The 16,625-nt window shown below is 72.5% G+C and carries 10 protein-coding genes and 1 pseudogene; 6 read left to right on the forward strand and 5 right to left on the reverse strand.

The features are described from left to right. Positions 1-58 precede the first annotated feature (58 nt). Positions 59-1,258, forward strand: coding sequence for an FAD-dependent monooxygenase (locus tag BLV72_RS42115; protein ID WP_093469094.1), 1,200 nt, complete (start codon positions 59-61; stop codon positions 1,256-1,258). Positions 1,259-1,280: 22 nt separating this feature from the next. Next, positions 1,281-2,246, forward strand: a complete 966-nt coding sequence (locus BLV72_RS48460) for a Gfo/Idh/MocA family protein (protein ID WP_167746518.1) — start codon at positions 1,281-1,283, stop codon at positions 2,244-2,246. On the opposite strand, the gene lnt is transcribed toward BLV72_RS48460, so the two are convergent. The 3 genes from lnt to BLV72_RS42135 form a co-directional block, all read right to left on the reverse strand. Continuing rightward, entirely contained in the window at positions 2,158-3,681 is a 1,524-nt protein-coding gene (gene lnt / locus BLV72_RS42125) for an apolipoprotein N-acyltransferase (protein ID WP_167746668.1), read from the reverse strand. The two genes, BLV72_RS48460 and lnt, sit on opposite strands and share 89 nt — an antisense overlap. A 155-nt stretch (positions 3,682-3,836) precedes the next feature. Then, complete coding sequence (locus tag BLV72_RS42130) at positions 3,837-6,278, reverse strand: SpoIIE family protein phosphatase (protein WP_093469096.1); 2,442 nt, start codon at positions 6,276-6,278, stop codon at positions 3,837-3,839. 126 nt (positions 6,279-6,404) lie between these two features. Then, positions 6,405-7,418 (reverse strand): sugar ABC transporter substrate-binding protein, encoded by a 1,014-nt coding sequence (locus BLV72_RS42135; protein ID WP_093469097.1) that lies wholly within the window; start codon positions 7,416-7,418, stop codon positions 6,405-6,407. A 183-nt stretch (positions 7,419-7,601) separates the two neighbouring features. Here BLV72_RS42135 and BLV72_RS42140 point away from each other — a divergent pair, with 183 nt between their 5' ends. The 4 genes from BLV72_RS42140 to aspA all read left to right on the forward strand — a co-directional run bounded on the left by BLV72_RS42140 (position 7,602) and on the right by aspA (position 12,421). Next, on the forward strand, positions 7,602-8,357 hold the full coding sequence (locus BLV72_RS42140) for a FadR/GntR family transcriptional regulator (RefSeq protein ID WP_093469099.1): 756 nt from the start codon (positions 7,602-7,604) through the stop codon (positions 8,355-8,357). After that, positions 8,354-9,793 carry an amino acid permease gene (locus BLV72_RS42145; RefSeq protein ID WP_093469100.1) on the forward strand — a complete coding sequence of 480 codons (1,440 nt, stop codon included), beginning with the start codon at positions 8,354-8,356 and terminating at the stop codon, positions 9,791-9,793. The genes BLV72_RS42140 and BLV72_RS42145 overlap by 4 nt, the downstream gene beginning before the upstream one ends. Before the next feature lie 106 nt (positions 9,794-9,899). Then, entirely contained in the window at positions 9,900-10,973 is a 1,074-nt protein-coding gene (locus tag BLV72_RS42150; RefSeq protein ID WP_093469102.1) for an asparaginase, read from the forward strand. Positions 10,974-11,014: 41 nt separating this feature from the next. Then, positions 11,015-12,421 carry an aspartate ammonia-lyase gene (gene aspA, locus BLV72_RS42155; protein WP_093469103.1) on the forward strand — a complete coding sequence of 469 codons (1,407 nt, stop codon included), beginning with the start codon at positions 11,015-11,017 and terminating at the stop codon, positions 12,419-12,421. Between the two features lie 96 nt (positions 12,422-12,517). Here the strand turns inward: aspA and BLV72_RS42160 are convergent, their stop codons facing one another. Beyond that, on the reverse strand, positions 12,518-13,822 hold the full coding sequence (locus BLV72_RS42160; RefSeq protein ID WP_093469105.1) for a GAF domain-containing protein: 1,305 nt from the start codon (positions 13,820-13,822) through the stop codon (positions 12,518-12,520). 159 nt (positions 13,823-13,981) lie between these two features. After that, positions 13,982-16,440, reverse strand: a pseudogene (locus BLV72_RS42165) (SpoIIE family protein phosphatase). Positions 16,441-16,625 lie beyond the last annotated feature (185 nt).

Raw genomic sequence — 16,625 nt, forward strand, 5'->3', positions numbered from 1 at the left:
CGCACTACAAATGTAGTAACGTAATGAGTACTACACCTGTAGTTGCCTTGGAGGAGTCATGCAGCAGCCCCGTGCCGTCGTCATCGGTGCCGGAGTCGGCGGGCTCACCGCCGCCGCGGCCCTGCACCGCCGCGGCTGGTCCCTCACCGTCCTGGAGCGGGCCGCCCGCCTCGAGCCCGTCGGCGCCGGTATCTCGCTCGCCCCCAACTCCCAGCGCGCCCTGGACGCCATCGACCTCGGCGACGATGTGCGCGCGCTCGCCGCCTGGCAGGGCGGCGGCGGACTGCGCACCCCCGGCGGCCGCTGGCTCTCCCGGATGGACAGCGCGGCGACGGCCGAGCGCTTCGGCGGCCCGCTGGTCCTCCTCCACCGGGCCACCCTCGTCGACCTGCTCGTCTCCCGGCTGCCCGAGGGCGTGGTCCGCACCGGGGCCGCCGCCCGGCTGGCCGACCCCGGCGGCGCCGACCGCCCGGCGCGGGTCACCACCGAGGACGGCACGTACGAGGCGGACCTCGTCATCGGCGCCGACGGCATCGACTCGGCCGTCCGCCGCGCGCTCTTCCCCGACCACCCCGGGCCCCGCTACGCCGGATTCACCACCTGGCGTGTCGTCATCCCCGACCTGGGCCGGCCGTTCGAGCCCCATGAGACGTGGGGGAGGGGCCGGATCTGGGGCACCCAGCCACTCAAGGACGGCCGGGTCTACGCCTACGCGGCGGCCGTCACCCCGCCCGGCGGCCGCGCCCCCGACGACGAGAGGTCGGAACTGCTGCGGCTCTACGGCGACTGGCACCGGCCCGTCCCCGACGTCCTCGCCGCCGCCGCGCCCCAGGACGTGCTGCGCCATGACATCCGGTACATGGCCGAGCCCCTGCCCGCCTACCACCGGGGCCGGGTCGCCCTCCTCGGCGACGCCGCCCACGCGATGGCCCCCACGATGGGGCAGGGCGGCAACCAGGCCATCGAGGACGCCGTCGTCCTCGCCCACCATCTGGCCCCCGGCGCCGCCGACCCCTCCGCCGCCCTGGCCGCCTACACCCGCGACCGGCTGCCCCGCACGATGGACGTGGTACGCCGCTCGGCACGCACCGCCCGCATGGTCACCCTCACCAGCGCCCCGGCCGTCGCCCTGCGCGATATCGCCATCGCCGCCGTCGGCCGCCTTGTCCCCGGTCTGGCCCTCCGCTCCTTCGACGGCATCGCCGACTGGCATCCGCCCACCCGCACGTATCCTTCGGGGGCACAGCGGAAGGCATGACCGAGGATTGCGGGGAGCACATATGAGGGTCGGCTGCGTCGGGCTCGGCGACATCGCGCAGAAGGCGTATCTGCCCGTGCTCATGGCCCGCCCCGGCCTGGAGCCGCATCTGCACACCCGCACCCCCGCCACCCTCCAGCGGGTCGCCGACACCTACCGTGTCCCCGACGCCCAGCGCCACGCCGACCTCGACTCGCTGCTCGCGGCGGGGCTGGACGCGGCCTTCGTGCACGCCCCGACCGATGCCCACGCCGACCTCGTCACCCGGCTGATCGAGGCCGGGGTGCCCACCTACGTCGACAAGCCGCTCGCGTACCACCTCGCCGACAGCGAGCGGATCGTGCGGCTCGCCGAGGAGCGCGGGGTGAGCCTGATGGTCGGCTTCAACCGGCGTTACGCGCCCGGCTACGCGCAGTGCCTGGACCATCCGCGCAATCTGATCCTGCTGCAGAAGAACCGCGTCGGCCTCGCCGAGGACCCGCGCACCCTGGTGCTGGACGACTTCATCCACGTCGTCGACACGCTGCGCTTCCTGGCGCCCGGGCCGGTGGACCACATCGATGTGCGTGCCAGGATCCGCGACGGGCTGATACACCATGTGCTGCTGCAGCTCTCCGGGGACGGATTCACCGCGCTCGGCGTGATGAACCGGATGAGCGGCTCCACCGAGGAGGTCCTGGAGGTCTCCGGCCAGGACACCAAGCGGCAGGTGCTCAACCTCGCCGAGGTCATCGACCACAAGGGCCAGCCGAGCGTGCGCCGCCGGGGCGACTGGGTGCCGGTGGCGCGCCAGCGCGGGATCGAGCAGATCACCGACGCCTTCCTGGACGCGGTGCGTTCCGGGCGGCGGATCGGCGCCGAGGACGCGCTGCGCACCCATGAGCTGTGCGAACGGGTCGTCAGGGATGCCCTGGAGTCGGCTGGTCTGTCCGCGAGTCCGACGAACGGTCCGGCCCCTGATCCGACGGCCGGTCCGTCCGCCGTCTGAGCGCCCGGCCCCCCTCGGCGGCGCAGAAGACGGCGAGCGCCGCCATCGCCCCGTACACCGGCCAGGGCCCGATCCGCACATACGGGCTCGTGCCCTGCCCCAGCGGCACCGTGTAGACGGTGGCCGCGCTGGCGTCGGTGGGCATCCGGGGGCCGACCGGCTCGCCGCGCGGCCCGAACACCGCGCTCTCCCCGGTCAGCGTGGCATGCACCATCGGCCGCCAGGTCTCGGCGGCGCGCAGCGCGGCCAGCGAGGCATGCTGCTCGGGCGCCCAGCTCCCCTGGAAGGTCGAGGTCGAGGACTGGACGACGAGCATCCGCGCCCCCTCCCGCGCCAAGGTCCGGCTCATGTCAGGGAACGCGGACTCGAAGCACACCAGCGGCCCGATCCGCAGGGAGTTCGGCAGGTTCATCACCACCGGCTCGGTGCCCCGGTGGCGGTCCTCACCGGCCGCCTTGCCCACCGAGGTGGCCCAGCCCAGCAGCGGCCGGGCCGGGACGTACTCCCCGAAGGGGACCAGCCGCATCTTGTCGTAGCGCTGCCCTGTCGGACCGTTCGGCCCGATCAGCACCGAGCTCTTGTAGATCCCGGGCATGTCGCTGCGGCGCGCGTCCACGTTGACCAGCAGATCCGCGCCGACCGTCCGGGACAGCCCGGCCAGCCGCCGGCGCACCTCCGGGTGGGTGGTCAGATCCTGGGCCACGCTGCTCTCGCCCCACACCACCAGGTCGACATGGCGGTCGGCCAGTTGCCGGGTCAGCTCCGCGCTGCGCTCGAAGCGCGGCCCCGGACCCTGGATGACCCCCGGCTGCACCACCGCGATCCGTGCCGTCCCCGGCTCCTTGGCCTGCGGCACCCAGGCCCATGCCGCGGCCGCCGCCGCGCCGCACGCGGTGAGCCCGGCCAGCGCCACCGTACGGGCCCGGGCCACCGCGATCAGCACGGCCACCGCGACGTTCACCATGACCAGCAGAAAGCCGAGCAGCCATACCCCGCCCACCGAGGCCAGCCGCAGCGCGGGCGCCACCTGCCACTGGCTCGCGCCCAGCAGCCCCCATGGCCCGCCGAGATACTCCCAGGACCGCACCAGCTCGGCCATCAGCCAGGCGGACGGCAGCACCACCAGCGCCGCCGCCACCCGCCCGGAGCCCGGCCGGCCGTGCAGCAGCCGGTGCGTCAGCCACCCCCAGGGCGCCCACAACAGCCCCAGCAGCAGCGCCAGTACCACGATGAACACATGCAGGCTCGGCATCAGCCAGTGGTGCGCCGCGAGCAGGAACCCGGCGCCGCCCAGCCAGCCGTCCAGCACCGCCCGGCGGCCGGTGGGCGCCGAGCGCACCAGCAGCAGCCAGGGCACCAGGGCGGCATACGCCCACCACCACAGCGAGGGCTCGGGAAAGGCCAGCGCGGGCAGCGCGCCCACCAGCAGCGCCATCGCGCCGCGCCACCACGGGGAGGCGAGCCGCCGCCCCCACCGATCCTCGCCGCCGACCGGCCTCCGCACCTTCGACGCTCCCCTCCTGTTGGCCCAGGGCCAGTGTGCGGGAGTCAGCCGATCATGAATAGGGCGGGGGTGCGCCGGAGCGTGCTTCATGCCGGTTCCGGGAGGTCTTGTTCGGCCCAGATGAGCTTGCCGCCCTCGGTGTAGCGGGTTCCCCAGCGGCGGGTGAGCTGGGCGACGAGGAACAGCCCGCGGCCGCCCTCGTCGGTGGTGCGGGCGTGGCGCAGCCGCGGTGAGGTGCTGCTGGTGTCGGCGACCTCGCAGATCAGCACGTCGTGCCGGATCAGCCGCAGCCGGATGGGGCCGACGCCATGGCGGATGGCGTTGGTGACCAGTTCGCTGACGATCAGTTCCGTGGTCGTCATCACCTCCTCCAGACCCCACTCGGCGAGCTGGCGCATCGCCAGACAGCGGGCGCTGGCCACGACGGCCGGATCGCAGGGCAGGTCCCACGAGACGACATGTCCGGCGCCCAGTGCGCGGGTACGGGCCAGCAGCAGGGCCACATCGTCGGTCTGCGGGGAGGTCAGCAGGGTGTCGACCACCAGGGAGCAGAGCTCCTCCAGCGGCAGCGCGGCCTGGCCGAGGGCGTTGCTCAGCCGGCCGAGACCCACGTCGATGTCCTGGTCGCAGGTCTCGATCAATCCGTCGGTGTAGAGGGCGATCAGGCTTCCGGCGGGCAGCGCCAGCTCCGCCGACTCGAACGGCAGCGACCCGAGGCCCAGCGGGGGACCGGCGGGCAGCGCGGGGAAGGAGAGCTCGCCCGAGGGGTCCACGATCGCGGGGGTGGGGTGTCCCGCCCGCGCCATCGTGCACCGCTGGGTGACCGGGTCGTAGATCGCGTACAGACAGGTGGCGCCGAGCACCGCGGCCGCCAGGCCCTCCTGCCCGGTCTCCTCCTCGGTGAGCCGGATGACCAGGTCGTCGAGGTGGGCCAGCAACTCCTCGGGCGGCAGGTCCATATCGGCGAGCGTGTGCACGGCGGTGCGCAAACGCCCCATGGTGGCCGCGGCGTTGATGCCGTGCCCGACCACATCGCCGACCACCAGCGCCACCCGGGCACCGGACAGCGGGATCACATCGAACCAGTCGCCGCCGACTCCGTTGCGCGCGTCCGTGGGGAGATAGCGGGAGGCCACCTCGACGGCCTGGCCGCCACTCAGGGCGTGCGGCAGCAGACTGCGCTGCAGGGCCAGCGCGGCGGCGTGCTCACGGCTGTAGCGGCGGGCGTTGTCGATGTTCAGCGCGGCCCGCGCGACCAGCTCCTCGGCGAGCAGCAGATCGTCCTCCTCGAACGGGTCCGGATGGCGGGAGCGGACGAACGAGGCCACGCCCAGGAGGGCGCCGCGGGCCCCGATCGGCGCCACCATCAGCGACCGCATCCCGAACTCGCGCGCCTTCGCCGTCCGCGCCGGATCGTCCCCGGACCAGGCGCTGATGGAGCTGTCCATCACGGGATCGAGCAGGGCCTCCCCGGAGAAGAAGCAGCAGGCGAAGGGGGACGTGGCGGAGATGGCGACCGCGTCCCCCGGCCTCGCGATGGACTCCGGACAGCCCTCCCTGATCGATGCCTGACCGGCGCGGCGGAAGGCGGGCAGGGTGTCGCCGGCGCTCTCCATGGGCTCCTCGCCGCGCAGTACGGAGTCCAGCAGATCGACGGTGACGAAGTCGGCGAGCCGCGGCACCGCGAAGTCGGCCAGCTCCTGGGCGGTGCGCATGACGTCCAGGGTGCTGCCGATGTACGCGCTGGCCTCGTTGAGCAGCGCCAGCCGCTCCCGGGCCCGCCAGCGGTCGGTGACGTCGATGCCCATGTAGCACACGCCCACCGGACGGCCCTCGGCGTTGTCCAGCCGGAAGAAGGAGGTCGAGTACGCGTGCTCGCGGTGCGGATGGGCCATCGTCCAGCCCCGGTACTCGTAGTCGATCACCGGCCTGCCGGTCTTCAGCACCTGCCGCAGCTGCGCTTCGAGCGCCTCGGTGTCCAGCCCCGGCAGGCACTCCGCCATCCGGCGCCCCATCCGCTGCTCGCGCGGCAGCCCGCCGTAGCGCTCCAGCGTGTCGTTCATCCACACATAGCGCAGATCCGGGCTGAGCACGGCCATCCCGATCGGTGACCGGGTGAGGAACGCCTGGAGCAGCGAACCGCTGAGCGCCCAGGCCGGGACGGAGCCCACATCGATCCCGGAGACCAGCCAGGAGACGTCGCCGCCCGGATTGCGCATCGCGCTGACCCGCAGCCCCACCTCGATCCGGCGGCCGTCCCGGTGCCGGAGCCGTCCCAGGCCGCCCCAGCCGTCGTGCGCCTGGCACCACGAGCCGATCGCCCCGGCCTGCGCCGCGTCCTCGGGTGCCACCAGCAGCATCCTGGCCGGCTGCTTCATCGCGTCGGCCGCCGGATAGCCGAGAAGTCTCTCCGCCGCCGGGGTCCAGCCGATGATGATCCCCGTGGCGTCGATCAGCGCCGAGGCCGCATCCGCCATGTCGAACGGGACATGCGTCTCGGTCGGCGCGATTCCCTGGGGGATGGCCATCGCACCCGTCCCCTCTGCGGATACATTTCCCTTAATACTATGACTTCTGGGCCTCCCCGGTGGTGAGCCGTGCGACGACGAGTGTGCTGATCCCACGCGCCTCAACCGGCAGAGGCGGCTCTTCGGTCACACCTGGTTGCCCCACAGGGAGCGGCTGTCGACATTGGCCCGGGTCACCAGCGGGGCGGGCAGCTGATCCTCCAGATTGCCGCCGGGCAGCCGGACGATCGTGCTGTCGTGGCGGGTCGGCCCCACCTTGAAGGGCTTCTCGGCCATGGCCTGCTTGATGTAGCGCATGGCGTAGGCGGCGTAGAGGTTCGCCGGCTGGGAGACGGTGGCGTCGATGAGACCCTCGCGGATCGCGGTCAGCTCCTGCGGGATCCCGTCGTTGGAGACGATGGTGATGTGGCCGCGGCGGCCCACCGGGACCAGGGCATGGTGGCTCTGGAGGGTGCGCAGGGTGGGGGCCAGATAGACGCCGCCGGCCTGGAGGTAGATGCCCTTGATGTGGGGGTGGGCGCTGTAGAGGGCCTCCAGACCGGCCGCCGCCCGCTCCGCCTGCCAGGCCGCCGGGATGTCCAGGACCTTGATGTCCGGGTAGTGCCGCGCCATGCAGCGGTCGAAGGCGACCGTGCGGTCCCGGCCGTTGACCGAGGCCAGATCGCCCTGGATCTGCACCACCGTGCCCCGCCGCACGGCCCCGCCGAGGCTCCGGCACGCCTTGACGCCGTACGCGCGGTTGTCGGCCCGTACCACGATGGCGACCTTGCCCCGGTCGGGGGCCACATCGACGGCGACGACCGGCACATGGGCGCGCTGGGCGGCGTTCAGGCCGGGGCCGATGGCGGCGGAGTCGACCGGGGTGACGACCAGGCCCTTGACCTCCTGGGCCAGCAGATTGTCGATATCGGTGATCTGTTTGGCCGGTTGATCATTGGAGTTGACCGTCGGCAGGATCCGCACACCCGCCTTGGCGGCCTGCTTCGGGATGTCCTGGTTGTACGCCTCCCAGAAGGGCGAGGTCAGCAGCGGCAGCACCACGCCGACCCGGTCCGGGTCCGCACCGCCGCCACAGCCCGCGGCGGCCGGGCCGCACAGCAGGAGAAGGGCCGCGATGGAGGTGGTGAGGCGGTGGCGCATGATGCTCTCGGCTCCTGAATCCGGCTCGGTGGAACGGTCTCGGACGCCGCGCCTTGGTCGTCGGCCGCGGGCTCGACGGTCTTCGGCGTTCGGGATGAATACCCCATATCAGCACAGAACGGTCGGCGGGGAGGGGAAAGTCGACCCTTGACAACCCTCCGGTGTACGCCTGAGGATCGCCGCGTGAACTTGTCAGACAGCCAGACAGGTGGTTCAGGGTTCGACGTCCCTCGCCGCATCAGCGCGATGGAAGCGGTCCTCACCCACCTCCGCGAGGCGATCGAGCGCGGCGACTACGCGGTGGGGGACAAACTCCCCTCCGAGGCGGAGCTGTGCCGTCGCCTGGAGGTCAGCCGACCGGTGCTCCGCGAGGCCCTGCGGGCCCTGCAGACCATGGGGCTGACCGCCTCACGCACCGGCAAGGGCACCTTCGTCATCTCCAGCGGGCCGGTGGAGGATCCCACCTTCGGCGACTACGCCGCAAGTGACCTCCTGGAGGTGCGCCGGCACGTCGAGATCCCGGTGGCGGGCTACGCGGCGCTGCGCCGCTCCGCCGAGGATCTCGACCACCTGTCCCATCTGCTGGAGCGGATGGAGCGGGAGACCGACACCACCGCATGGGTGGCGATGGACACGCTGTTCCATCTCGCCGTCGCCCAGGCGGCCCGGAATCCGGTCTTCCGTCGGGTCATCGAGGAGATCCGCGATGCCCTGGCCCGGCAGTCGGCATTTCTCAACGAGCTCGGCGGCCGCCGTGAGCAGTCGAACCGAGAACACCGGGCGATCGTCGAGGCGCTCGCCGACGGGTCCGAGCACGACGCCGTGGAAGCGATGACCCACCACCTCGAACGCGTGGAGACCACCCTGACCTCCATCGTGCGGCCCGCCACGGCGGACGACCGGACGACAGTACCGACGGAAGGCGGACAGCAGGCGTGAGCGAGCAGTCCCTCCGGCAAGAAGATCGCCAACAGCAGCAGGCCGGGCACCCCGCGCATGTGGACGCGGGCGACGCCGGTTACAGCAAGTCCCTCAAGGCCCGGCACGTCAACATGATCGCCATCGGCGGCGCCATCGGCACCGGCCTCTTCCTCGGCGCCGGCGGGCGGCTCAAGGACGCCGGGCCGTCACTGGCCGTGGCGTACGCGGTCTGCGGCATCTTCGCCTTCCTGGTGGTGCGCGCCCTGGGCGAGCTGGTGCTGCACCGGCCGTCCTCCGGGGCGTTCGTCTCCTACGCCCGTGAGTTCCTCGGCGAGAAGGGCGCCTTCGTCGCGGGCTGGATGTACTTCCTGAACTGGGCCACCACCGGGGTCGCCGACATCACGGCCGTGGCGACCTACACCCACTACTGGGGGATGTTCACCGAGATCCCCCAGTGGGTGATCGCCCTGATCGCGCTCGCCGTGGTGCTCACGGTCAACCTGATCTCGGTGAAGATCTTCGGTGAGCTGGAGTTCTGGTTCGCGATCATCAAGGTCGGCGCGCTCGTCGTCTTCATGGCGATCGGCATCTTCCTGCTGGTCACCCGCGAGCAGGTGGCCGGCACCAGCACCGGGCCCAGCCTGATCACCGACCACGGCGGCGTCTTCCCGCACGGTGCGCTGCCGATGCTGCTGGTCATCCAGGGCGTCGTCTTCGCCTACGCCTCCGTGGAGCTGGTCGGCGTGGCCGCCGGTGAGACCGAGAACCCCGAGAAGATCATGCCCAAGGCGATCAACTCCATCATGTGGCGCGTGGGCCTGTTCTACGTCGGCTCCGTGGTGCTGCTCTCGATGCTGCTGCCCTCCGACTCCTACTCGGGCGACCAGAGCCCCTTCGTCACCGTGCTGTCCAAGATCGGCGTCCCGGCGGCCGGCGGCGTGATGAACCTCGTCGTGCTCACCGCCGCGATGTCCAGCCTCAACTCCGGTCTCTACTCCACCGGCCGGATCCTGCGCTCGATGGCGATGTCCGGCTCCGCGCCCAAGTTCACCGGCGCCATGAGCCGTACCCAGGTGCCCTACGGAGGCATCCTCCTCACCGCCTTCTTCTGTGTGCTGGGCGTGGGCCTGAACTATGTGGTGCCGGACAAGGCGTTCGAGATCGTGCTCAACTTCGCCGCGATCGGCATCCTCTCGACCTGGGCCGTGATCATGCTCTGCCATCTGCTGTTCTGGCGGCGCGCCCAGGCCGGTCAGCTCACCCGCCCCGGCTACCGGCTTCCCGGCTCCCCGTACACCGAGATCGTCACCCTGGGCTTCCTGGCCTCGGTTCTCGTCCTGATGTGGGCGGACGGCGGACCCAGCCGGCTCACCGTGATGGCGCTTCCGGCGATCCTGGCGGCGCTGGTCATCGGCTGGTTCGCGTCCCGCGGCCGGATGAAGGACCCCTGGTGAGCCCGCGCCGGTGAACCCCCGCCGCTGAATCCCCAAGAGGAATCGTTTCTCCGGGCGGCCGAGGCCACCCCTCGGCCGCCCTGCCCCTCCACCACCTCCTGGAGGAATGCCACCCCGTGAACACCCCCGAGCACGAGAGCACCACCATGAACACCCCCTCGGACGGACCCTCGACGCGACCCGCCGCACCCCGGCCGAGCCCCCCGCCCTCCGCGAACCCCGCCATGTGCCGCTCGCCCATGTCGTACGCGGCGGGGTCATCGAGGGCGTCCACCACGGCTCGGTCGTCGTCCTGGCCGCCGACGGCCGGGTCGCGTTCCAGGCCGGCGACATCGATGTGGCCTTCTACCCGCGCTCCGCGCTCAAGCCGGTCCAGGCCGTCGCCCTGCTGCGGGCCGGGCTGCCGCTGGACGGGGAGCTGCTGTCGCTCACCGCCGCCAGCCACTCCGGCCTGCGGCGCCATCTGGACGGCGCGCGCCGCATCCTCGACCAGGCCGGGCTCACCGAGGCCGATCTGCGCAACGTCCCCGACCTGCCGTACGGCGCCGCCGAGCGCGACGCCTGGCTGCGGGACGGCGGCGAGCCCACCCGGCTCGCCCAGAACTGCTCCGGCAAGCACGCCGCGATGCTGCTCACGGCCCAGCTGCGCGGCTGGCCGCTGGCGGACTACCTCGACCGGGCCCATCCGCTGCAGCGGCTGATCGCCGAGACCGTGGAGGACCTCACCGGACAGCGCGTCGCCCAGGTCTCGGTCGACGGCTGCGGCGCGCCGCTGTTCTCGGTCTCCCTGCGCGGGCTCGCGACGGCCGCCGCACGGATCGCCTCGGGCGCCATGGACACCCCCGAGGGCCGGGTCGCGGCAGCGCTGCGCGCCCACCCGGAGATGGCGTCCGGCCCCGACCGCGACGTGGCCCGGCTGATGCGCGCCGTACCGGGCCTGATCGCCAAGGACGGCTTCGAGGGCGTACAGATCGCGGCGCTGCCCGACGGCCGGGCTGTCGCCGTGAAGATCGCCGACGGGGCGGACCGCGCCCGGATGCCGGTGACCGCCGCGGCCCTCGCCCACTGCGGGATCGACCCCGGTGTGCTCACCGAATTCGCCACCACGCCGGTGTACGGCGGCGGAGTCACCGTCGGCGGTGTGCACCCCACCGACGCCCTCGCCCCGCCCGCCGCCTGACCGTCCCGCCTTCCCCGAGGAACCAAGGAAGACCGCACGCCATGACTGCCACCGGCTATCGCCGCGAACACGATCTGCTCGGCGACCGCGACGTCCCCGCCGACGCCTACTGGGGCATCCACACCCTGCGCGCCGGCGAGAACTTCCCCATCACCGGCACCTCCATCTCCGCCTATCCGCACCTGATCAGCGCCCTGGCCGCGGTCAAGGAGGCCGCCGCCCGCGCCAATGAGGACCTCGGGCTGCTCACCTCCGCCAAGGCCGACGCCATCGCGGCCGCCTGCCAGGAGATACGCCGGGGCGCCCTGCACGACCAGTTCATCGTCGACGTGATCCAGGGCGGCGCCGGGACCTCGACCAACATGAACGCCAACGAGGTGATCGCCAACCGGGCGCTGGAGCTCCTCGGCCAGGAGAAGGGCGACTACGCCCACCTCCACCCCAACGAGGACGTCAACCTCAGCCAGTCCACCAACGACGTCTATCCGACCGCCGTCAACGTCTCCACGATCATCGCCGTCCGTGAGCTCCACGCGGCCATGGAGACGCTGCGCCAGGCGTTCGCCGCCAAGGCCGAGGAGTTCCGCGACGTCCTCAAGATGGGGCGCACCCAGCTGCAGGACGCGGTGCCCATGACGCTGGGCCAGGAGTTCTCGGCGTACGCCGTGATGCTGGAGGAGGACCAGAGCCGGCTGCTGGAGGCCGCCACTTTGGTGCACGAGATCAACCTCGGCGCGACCGCCATCGGCACCGGCCTCAACGCCCCCAAGGGCTACGCGGAGGCCGCCCGCCGCCACCTCGAAGCCATCACCGGACTGCCGGTGGTCACCGCCGCCAACCTGGTCGAGGCCACGCAGGACTGCGGCGCCTTCGTCCATCTGTCGGGCGTCCTCAAGCGCATCGCCGTCAAGCTCTCCAAGAGCTGCAACGACCTGCGGCTGCTCTCCTCGGGCCCGCGGGCCGGGCTCAACGAGATCAACCTGCCCCCGGTGCAGGCCGGTTCCAGCATCATGCCCGGCAAGGTCAACCCGGTGATCCCCGAGGTGGTCAACCAGGTCGCCTTCGAGGTGATCGGCAACGACGTCGCCATCACGATGGCCGCCGAGGCCGGACAGCTCCAGCTCAACGCCTTCGAGCCGATCATCCTGCACTCCCTCTCCGAGAGCGTCACCCATCTGCGCGCCGCCTGCCTGGTGCTGGCCGAGCGGTGCGTCGCGGGCATCACCGCCAACACCGAGCGGCTGCGCACCTCCGTGGAGAACTCCATCGGCCTGGTCACCGCGCTCAATCCGTACATCGGCTACAGCGCGGCCACCAGCATCGCCAAGGAGGCGCTGGCCACAGGGCGCGGCGTGGCCGAACTCGTCCTGGAGAAGGGCCTGCTGCCGGCCGACCGGCTGGCCCAGGTGCTGCGCCCGGAGGAAGTGGCTGGGAGCGGCTCTATTTGAGGCTCGGTTCGTCTCCGGGCGCTCGGGGGTTCTGCTCCAGGGGCACCTCCCGGCGGTAGCCGGGGGAGACTTATGCGCCCCGGAGGCGAACGAGCCTCAATAAGGGGGGCGGCGTAGCCGCGCGATGGCAGGGGCCGAGCTGAAGGGGAGCAACTCGGCGGGGTGGTCCGGGCTTGCCACGTCGATGCGGACGCTGTCGGCGATCCGGTAGGGGCGGTGCGCCAGCACCGCCCCGATGCGCCCGCGCAGCCGGGACATCGCGGCCCGTACGGTCACCGTCCGCGTCGGGTCCCCGAACAGGTCCTCGGCCAGCTGCGCGGCCGTACGCCCCTCGGGGTGCGCGGCGAGCAGCAGCAGCACCTCGGCCTGACGGGCGCTGAGTTCATGCGTCCAGGCGCCCGACGGGCCCGAGAAGGTCAGGGTCCAGCGGTGCGGATGGCGTACGTCCAGCAGCAGATCGCCCCAGCCGGCCGGACCGCCCCCCTCGGCGTTCTCGCCGTCCAGCACTCGCAGCAGATGGCCGCCGGGCAGCGGCTCCACCGCACACGCGCCGAGCGCCGGCAGCCAGACCGGCCCGTCGCACGGCGCCTTCGGCAGCAACAGCCGGCGCTCGCGCGGGGTCACCCCGGTGACCCCGGCGATCCAGCCGTGGTGATCGACCACGACGGCCTTGCCGTGGATCCGCGCCAGGAGCGGGGCGGCGACGGCGCGCAGGCCCTCCAGATCGCGGCTGTGGGCGAGGCGCAGTTCGCCCTCGGCCCACCGGGCGGTCGCGGTGACCAGGGAGAGCACCGTCGGATGGGCGGTCCCGGCGGGGCCGCTGACGTCGATGACGCCCAGCAGCCGTCTGTCCCGCGGGTCGTGGACGGGGGCGGCGGCACAGCTCCAGGTGTGGAAGGCGCTCACGAAATGCTCCGCCGAATGCACCCGTACGGGGGACTTCACGGCCAGCGCGGTGCCGATTCCGCTGGTCCCGGCGACGTCCTCGGCCCAGTGCGAACCCTCCACGAGCGCGATGCCGTCGGCCTGCCGGCGGACGCCCCGATGGCCGTCGAGCCACAGGATCCGGCCCTCCGCATCGGCGATGATCATGATGTGCCCCGCCGCGTCCGCCGCCTCCAGCAGCCCGTTGTGCAGGGTGGGCAGTACCTCGGCCAGCCGGGTCTGCCGCCTCCGCAGCTCCAGCTCGTCCAGCCCCAGCGGCCGCGGGGCGCGGCCGCGATCCGGGTCGAGGCCCAGGCGCAGCATCCGGTCCCAGGAGGCGCCGATGATGGGACGGGTGGGCAGCGGAAGCCGTCCCCGGCTCAGCGCCGCCTCGCGGATCGCCGCCATGAGACGGGCCGATTCGGCGGGGCTCAGCGCGGCCAGGGGACCGGCGTCGCGTGGGTGCTGGGAACGCATGGATGGCAGCCTTCAGCCTCTGCTGAGCGGGGCTTCGTTGCTCCGCGATTGTAGTGAAGCCGTGCGGCGGGAGCTGCTGCCGTGAAGCCGACCGGTGGCGGCCGCCGTCGTGCAGCCTCAGGCCATGGGGCCCCTGGAGAGCCTCCGTACACGACGCCCCTACGGCGTCGGCACGGCCAGCTCGGCCCAGATGGTCTTGCCGGTGGCGGTCTGCCGGGTGCCCCAGCTCTCGGTCAGATGGGCCACCAGCAGCAGTCCGCGGCCGCCCTCGTCGAAGGCGCGGGCGCGGCGCAGATGCGGTGAGGTGCCGCTGCTGTCGGAGACCTCGCAGATCAGCGCCCGGTCGTGGATCAGGCGCAGCCTGATGGGCGGCGTGGCGTGCCGGATGGCGTTGGTGACCAGCTCGCTGACCACCAACTCCATGGTGAAGGCGGCCTCTTCGAAACCCCATGCGGCCAGCCGCTCGGTGGCGTCCCGGCGGGCCCGGGCCACCACGGCCGGGTCGTTCGGCAGCTCCCAGGTGGCCACCTGGTCCGCGCCCAGCCCCCGGGTGCGGGCCAGGAGCAGGGCGACGTCGTCGGTGGGATGGCCCGGAAGCAGCTTGGCCAGCACCGTCCGGCACAGGCCGTCCAGCGAGTGGGCGGGCCGGGCGAGCGTGCGGCGCAGCGTGTCGACCGCCTTGTCGACGTCCTGGCAGCGGGTCTCGATCAGACCGTCGGTGTAGAGGGCCAGCAGGCTGCCCTCCGGCAGTTCGAGTTCCACCGCCTCGAACGGCAGGCTGCCCAGCCCCAGCGGCGGTCCGCCGGGCAGGTCGAGGAGGGTGGCGGTGCCGTCTGGCGTGACCAGCACGGGTGGCGGATGCCCGGCTCGGGCCAGGGAGCAGCGGCGGGAGACCGGGTCATAGACCGCGTACAGACAGGTGGCGCCGACCTGTGCGTAGGCCGCCTCCGCCGCGTCCGGATCGCCGGCGCCGCTCTCCGACTCGGCGGTGAGATGGTTGATCAGATCGTCCAGATGGGTGAGCAGCTCATCGGGGGGCAGATCGACGTCGGCGAGGGTGCGCACCGCCGTCCGCAGCCGCCCCATGGCCGCCGACGCCCGGACACCATGGCCCACCACATCGCCGACGACCAGGGCGACCCGCGCGCCCGCCAGCCGGATGACGTCGAACCAGTCGCCGCTCACCCCGGACCGGGAGTCGGCCGGCCGATAGCTGGACGCGAGCTCCACCGCGGCGCTCGGGGCAGGGTGCGCGGCAGCAGACTGCGCTGCAGGGCCAGCGCGGTGTGCCGCTCATGGGTGTACCGCCGGGCGTTGTCGACACAGACGGCGGCCCTGGCCGTCATCTCCTCGGCGAGCAGCAGATCGTCCTCCTCGAACGGCTCGGGGCGGCGGTGCCGGGAGAAGTTGGCCACGCCGAGGGTGGTGCCGCGCGCCCGCAGCGGAACGGCCATCGTCGAATGGAACCCGAACCGGCGGACCATGGCGGCCCGGGCCGGGTCCTCGTGGGCCCACCGGGCGACGGCGGGGTCGGTCACCCGGTGCAGCAGCCCCCGCTCGGCCTTCAGACACTCGGCCGAGGGGGAGAAGTCGGGGTAGGCGGCCACCTGCCCCGGCCGCAGCACGGTCTCCGGGCAGCCAGGGAAGACCGACTGGGCGGCGACCCGGCGCAGCAGCACATGGCCGCCCGGCGAGCCGGGGCGCGGTTCGCCCCCGTCGTGCACGGTGGGCAGCAGATCGACCGTCACGAAGTCGGCGAGCGCCGGGGCGGCCACATCGGCCAGCTCCTGCGCGGTCCGGTCGATGTCCAGCGTGCTGCCGATCCGGACGCTGGCCTCGTTGAGCAGCGTCAGCCGCTGCCGGGCGGTCCGCGGGCCGGTCATGTCATGAGCGGACAGGATCACGCCCGCCACCCGGCCCTCGTCGTCGCGCAGCGGGGCGATGTCGATGGACCAGGCGAGGGGGCGGGGGTGGCCGGGTATGGGCGTGGTCAGATCCAGCTCCCGCTGCTCGCCCGTCTCCAGCACCTGCCGCATCGTCCGCTCGGCCGCCTCGGTTTCGGGGTCGGGCAGGAGCTCCGAAAGCCGCAGCCCGCGCATCTCCTCCTGGTCCAGGCCCATCACCCGCCGCAGGTCGTGATGGGCCCAGCGCAGCCGTAGCCCGGAGTCGTAGACCGCCGCCGTGCAGGGCCCTTCGAGAAAGGCGCGCCGCATCAGCTCCTCGTCCTCGACGGCGTGCACGGGGCGCGGTATGGCGGAGACGACCAGCCACTCGGGGGGCCCGGCGGTCGAGGCACGGCGGTGCGCCAGCATTGCCAGCTCCACGGTGGAGCCGTCGCGGCGCAGCAGGGTGGCCCGCCCGTTCAGCCGGGTGGGCGGGGAGGGGGAGCGCAGCGCGGCCAGCACCTCGGCGCGGGCGGGCGAGGCGTCATGGAGCAGATCGGCCGCGGGCCGGCCCACGATCTCGGCCGGGAGGTAACCGAGCAGCCCACGGGCCGCCTCGTTCCACTGGGTGACGATGCCGTGCCCGTCGACCGTGGCCTTGGCGGTGGCCCCCTTGCCGGGGAGAACGTCCGACCGGACGGACCGCTCGTCCCGCGGGGTGTCCGGTCGCGTCATGGTGTCATCTCACCCTTGCCCGGGTCGTCCGCCCTGAGCGCGTGTGCGAGGTGGCGGCTCCACCGTGGCGCCCTTGGCGGAGAGTGAACCAATGGTCGCGCCTTCAAGTATGCCCACGCCGAGAGGGGTCGGCACACGCTGCGCGGTGTGCGCATGACCGTCGGGAGTCGGTTGTCACCCGCTGC

The sequence above is a fragment of the Streptomyces melanosporofaciens genome, from assembly GCF_900105695.1.
GTDB classification, from domain to species: domain Bacteria; phylum Actinomycetota; class Actinomycetes; order Streptomycetales; family Streptomycetaceae; genus Streptomyces; species Streptomyces antimycoticus.

What these genes read in the sequence shown, in the direction of transcription:
- BLV72_RS42115 (WP_093469094.1), top strand. Translation starts at nt 59, where the DNA reads ATGCAGCAGCCCCGTGCCGTCGTCATCGGTGCCGGAGTCGGCGGGCTC.
- BLV72_RS48460 (WP_167746518.1), top strand. Translation starts at nt 1,281, where the DNA reads ATGAGGGTCGGCTGCGTCGGGCTCGGCGACATCGCGCAGAAGGCGTAT.
- lnt (WP_167746668.1), bottom strand. Translation starts at nt 3,681, where the DNA reads ATGGCGCTGCTGGTGGGCGCGCTGCCCGCGCTGGCCTTTCCCGAGCCC.
- BLV72_RS42130 (WP_093469096.1), bottom strand. Translation starts at nt 6,278, where the DNA reads ATGGCCATCCCCCAGGGAATCGCGCCGACCGAGACGCATGTCCCGTTC.
- BLV72_RS42135 (WP_093469097.1), bottom strand. Translation starts at nt 7,418, where the DNA reads ATGCGCCACCGCCTCACCACCTCCATCGCGGCCCTTCTCCTGCTGTGC.
- BLV72_RS42150 (WP_093469102.1), top strand. Translation starts at nt 9,900, where the DNA reads ATGCCACCCCGTGAACACCCCCGAGCACGAGAGCACCACCATGAACAC.
- aspA (WP_093469103.1), top strand. Translation starts at nt 11,015, where the DNA reads ATGACTGCCACCGGCTATCGCCGCGAACACGATCTGCTCGGCGACCGC.
- BLV72_RS42160 (WP_093469105.1), bottom strand. Translation starts at nt 13,822, where the DNA reads ATGCGTTCCCAGCACCCACGCGACGCCGGTCCCCTGGCCGCGCTGAGC.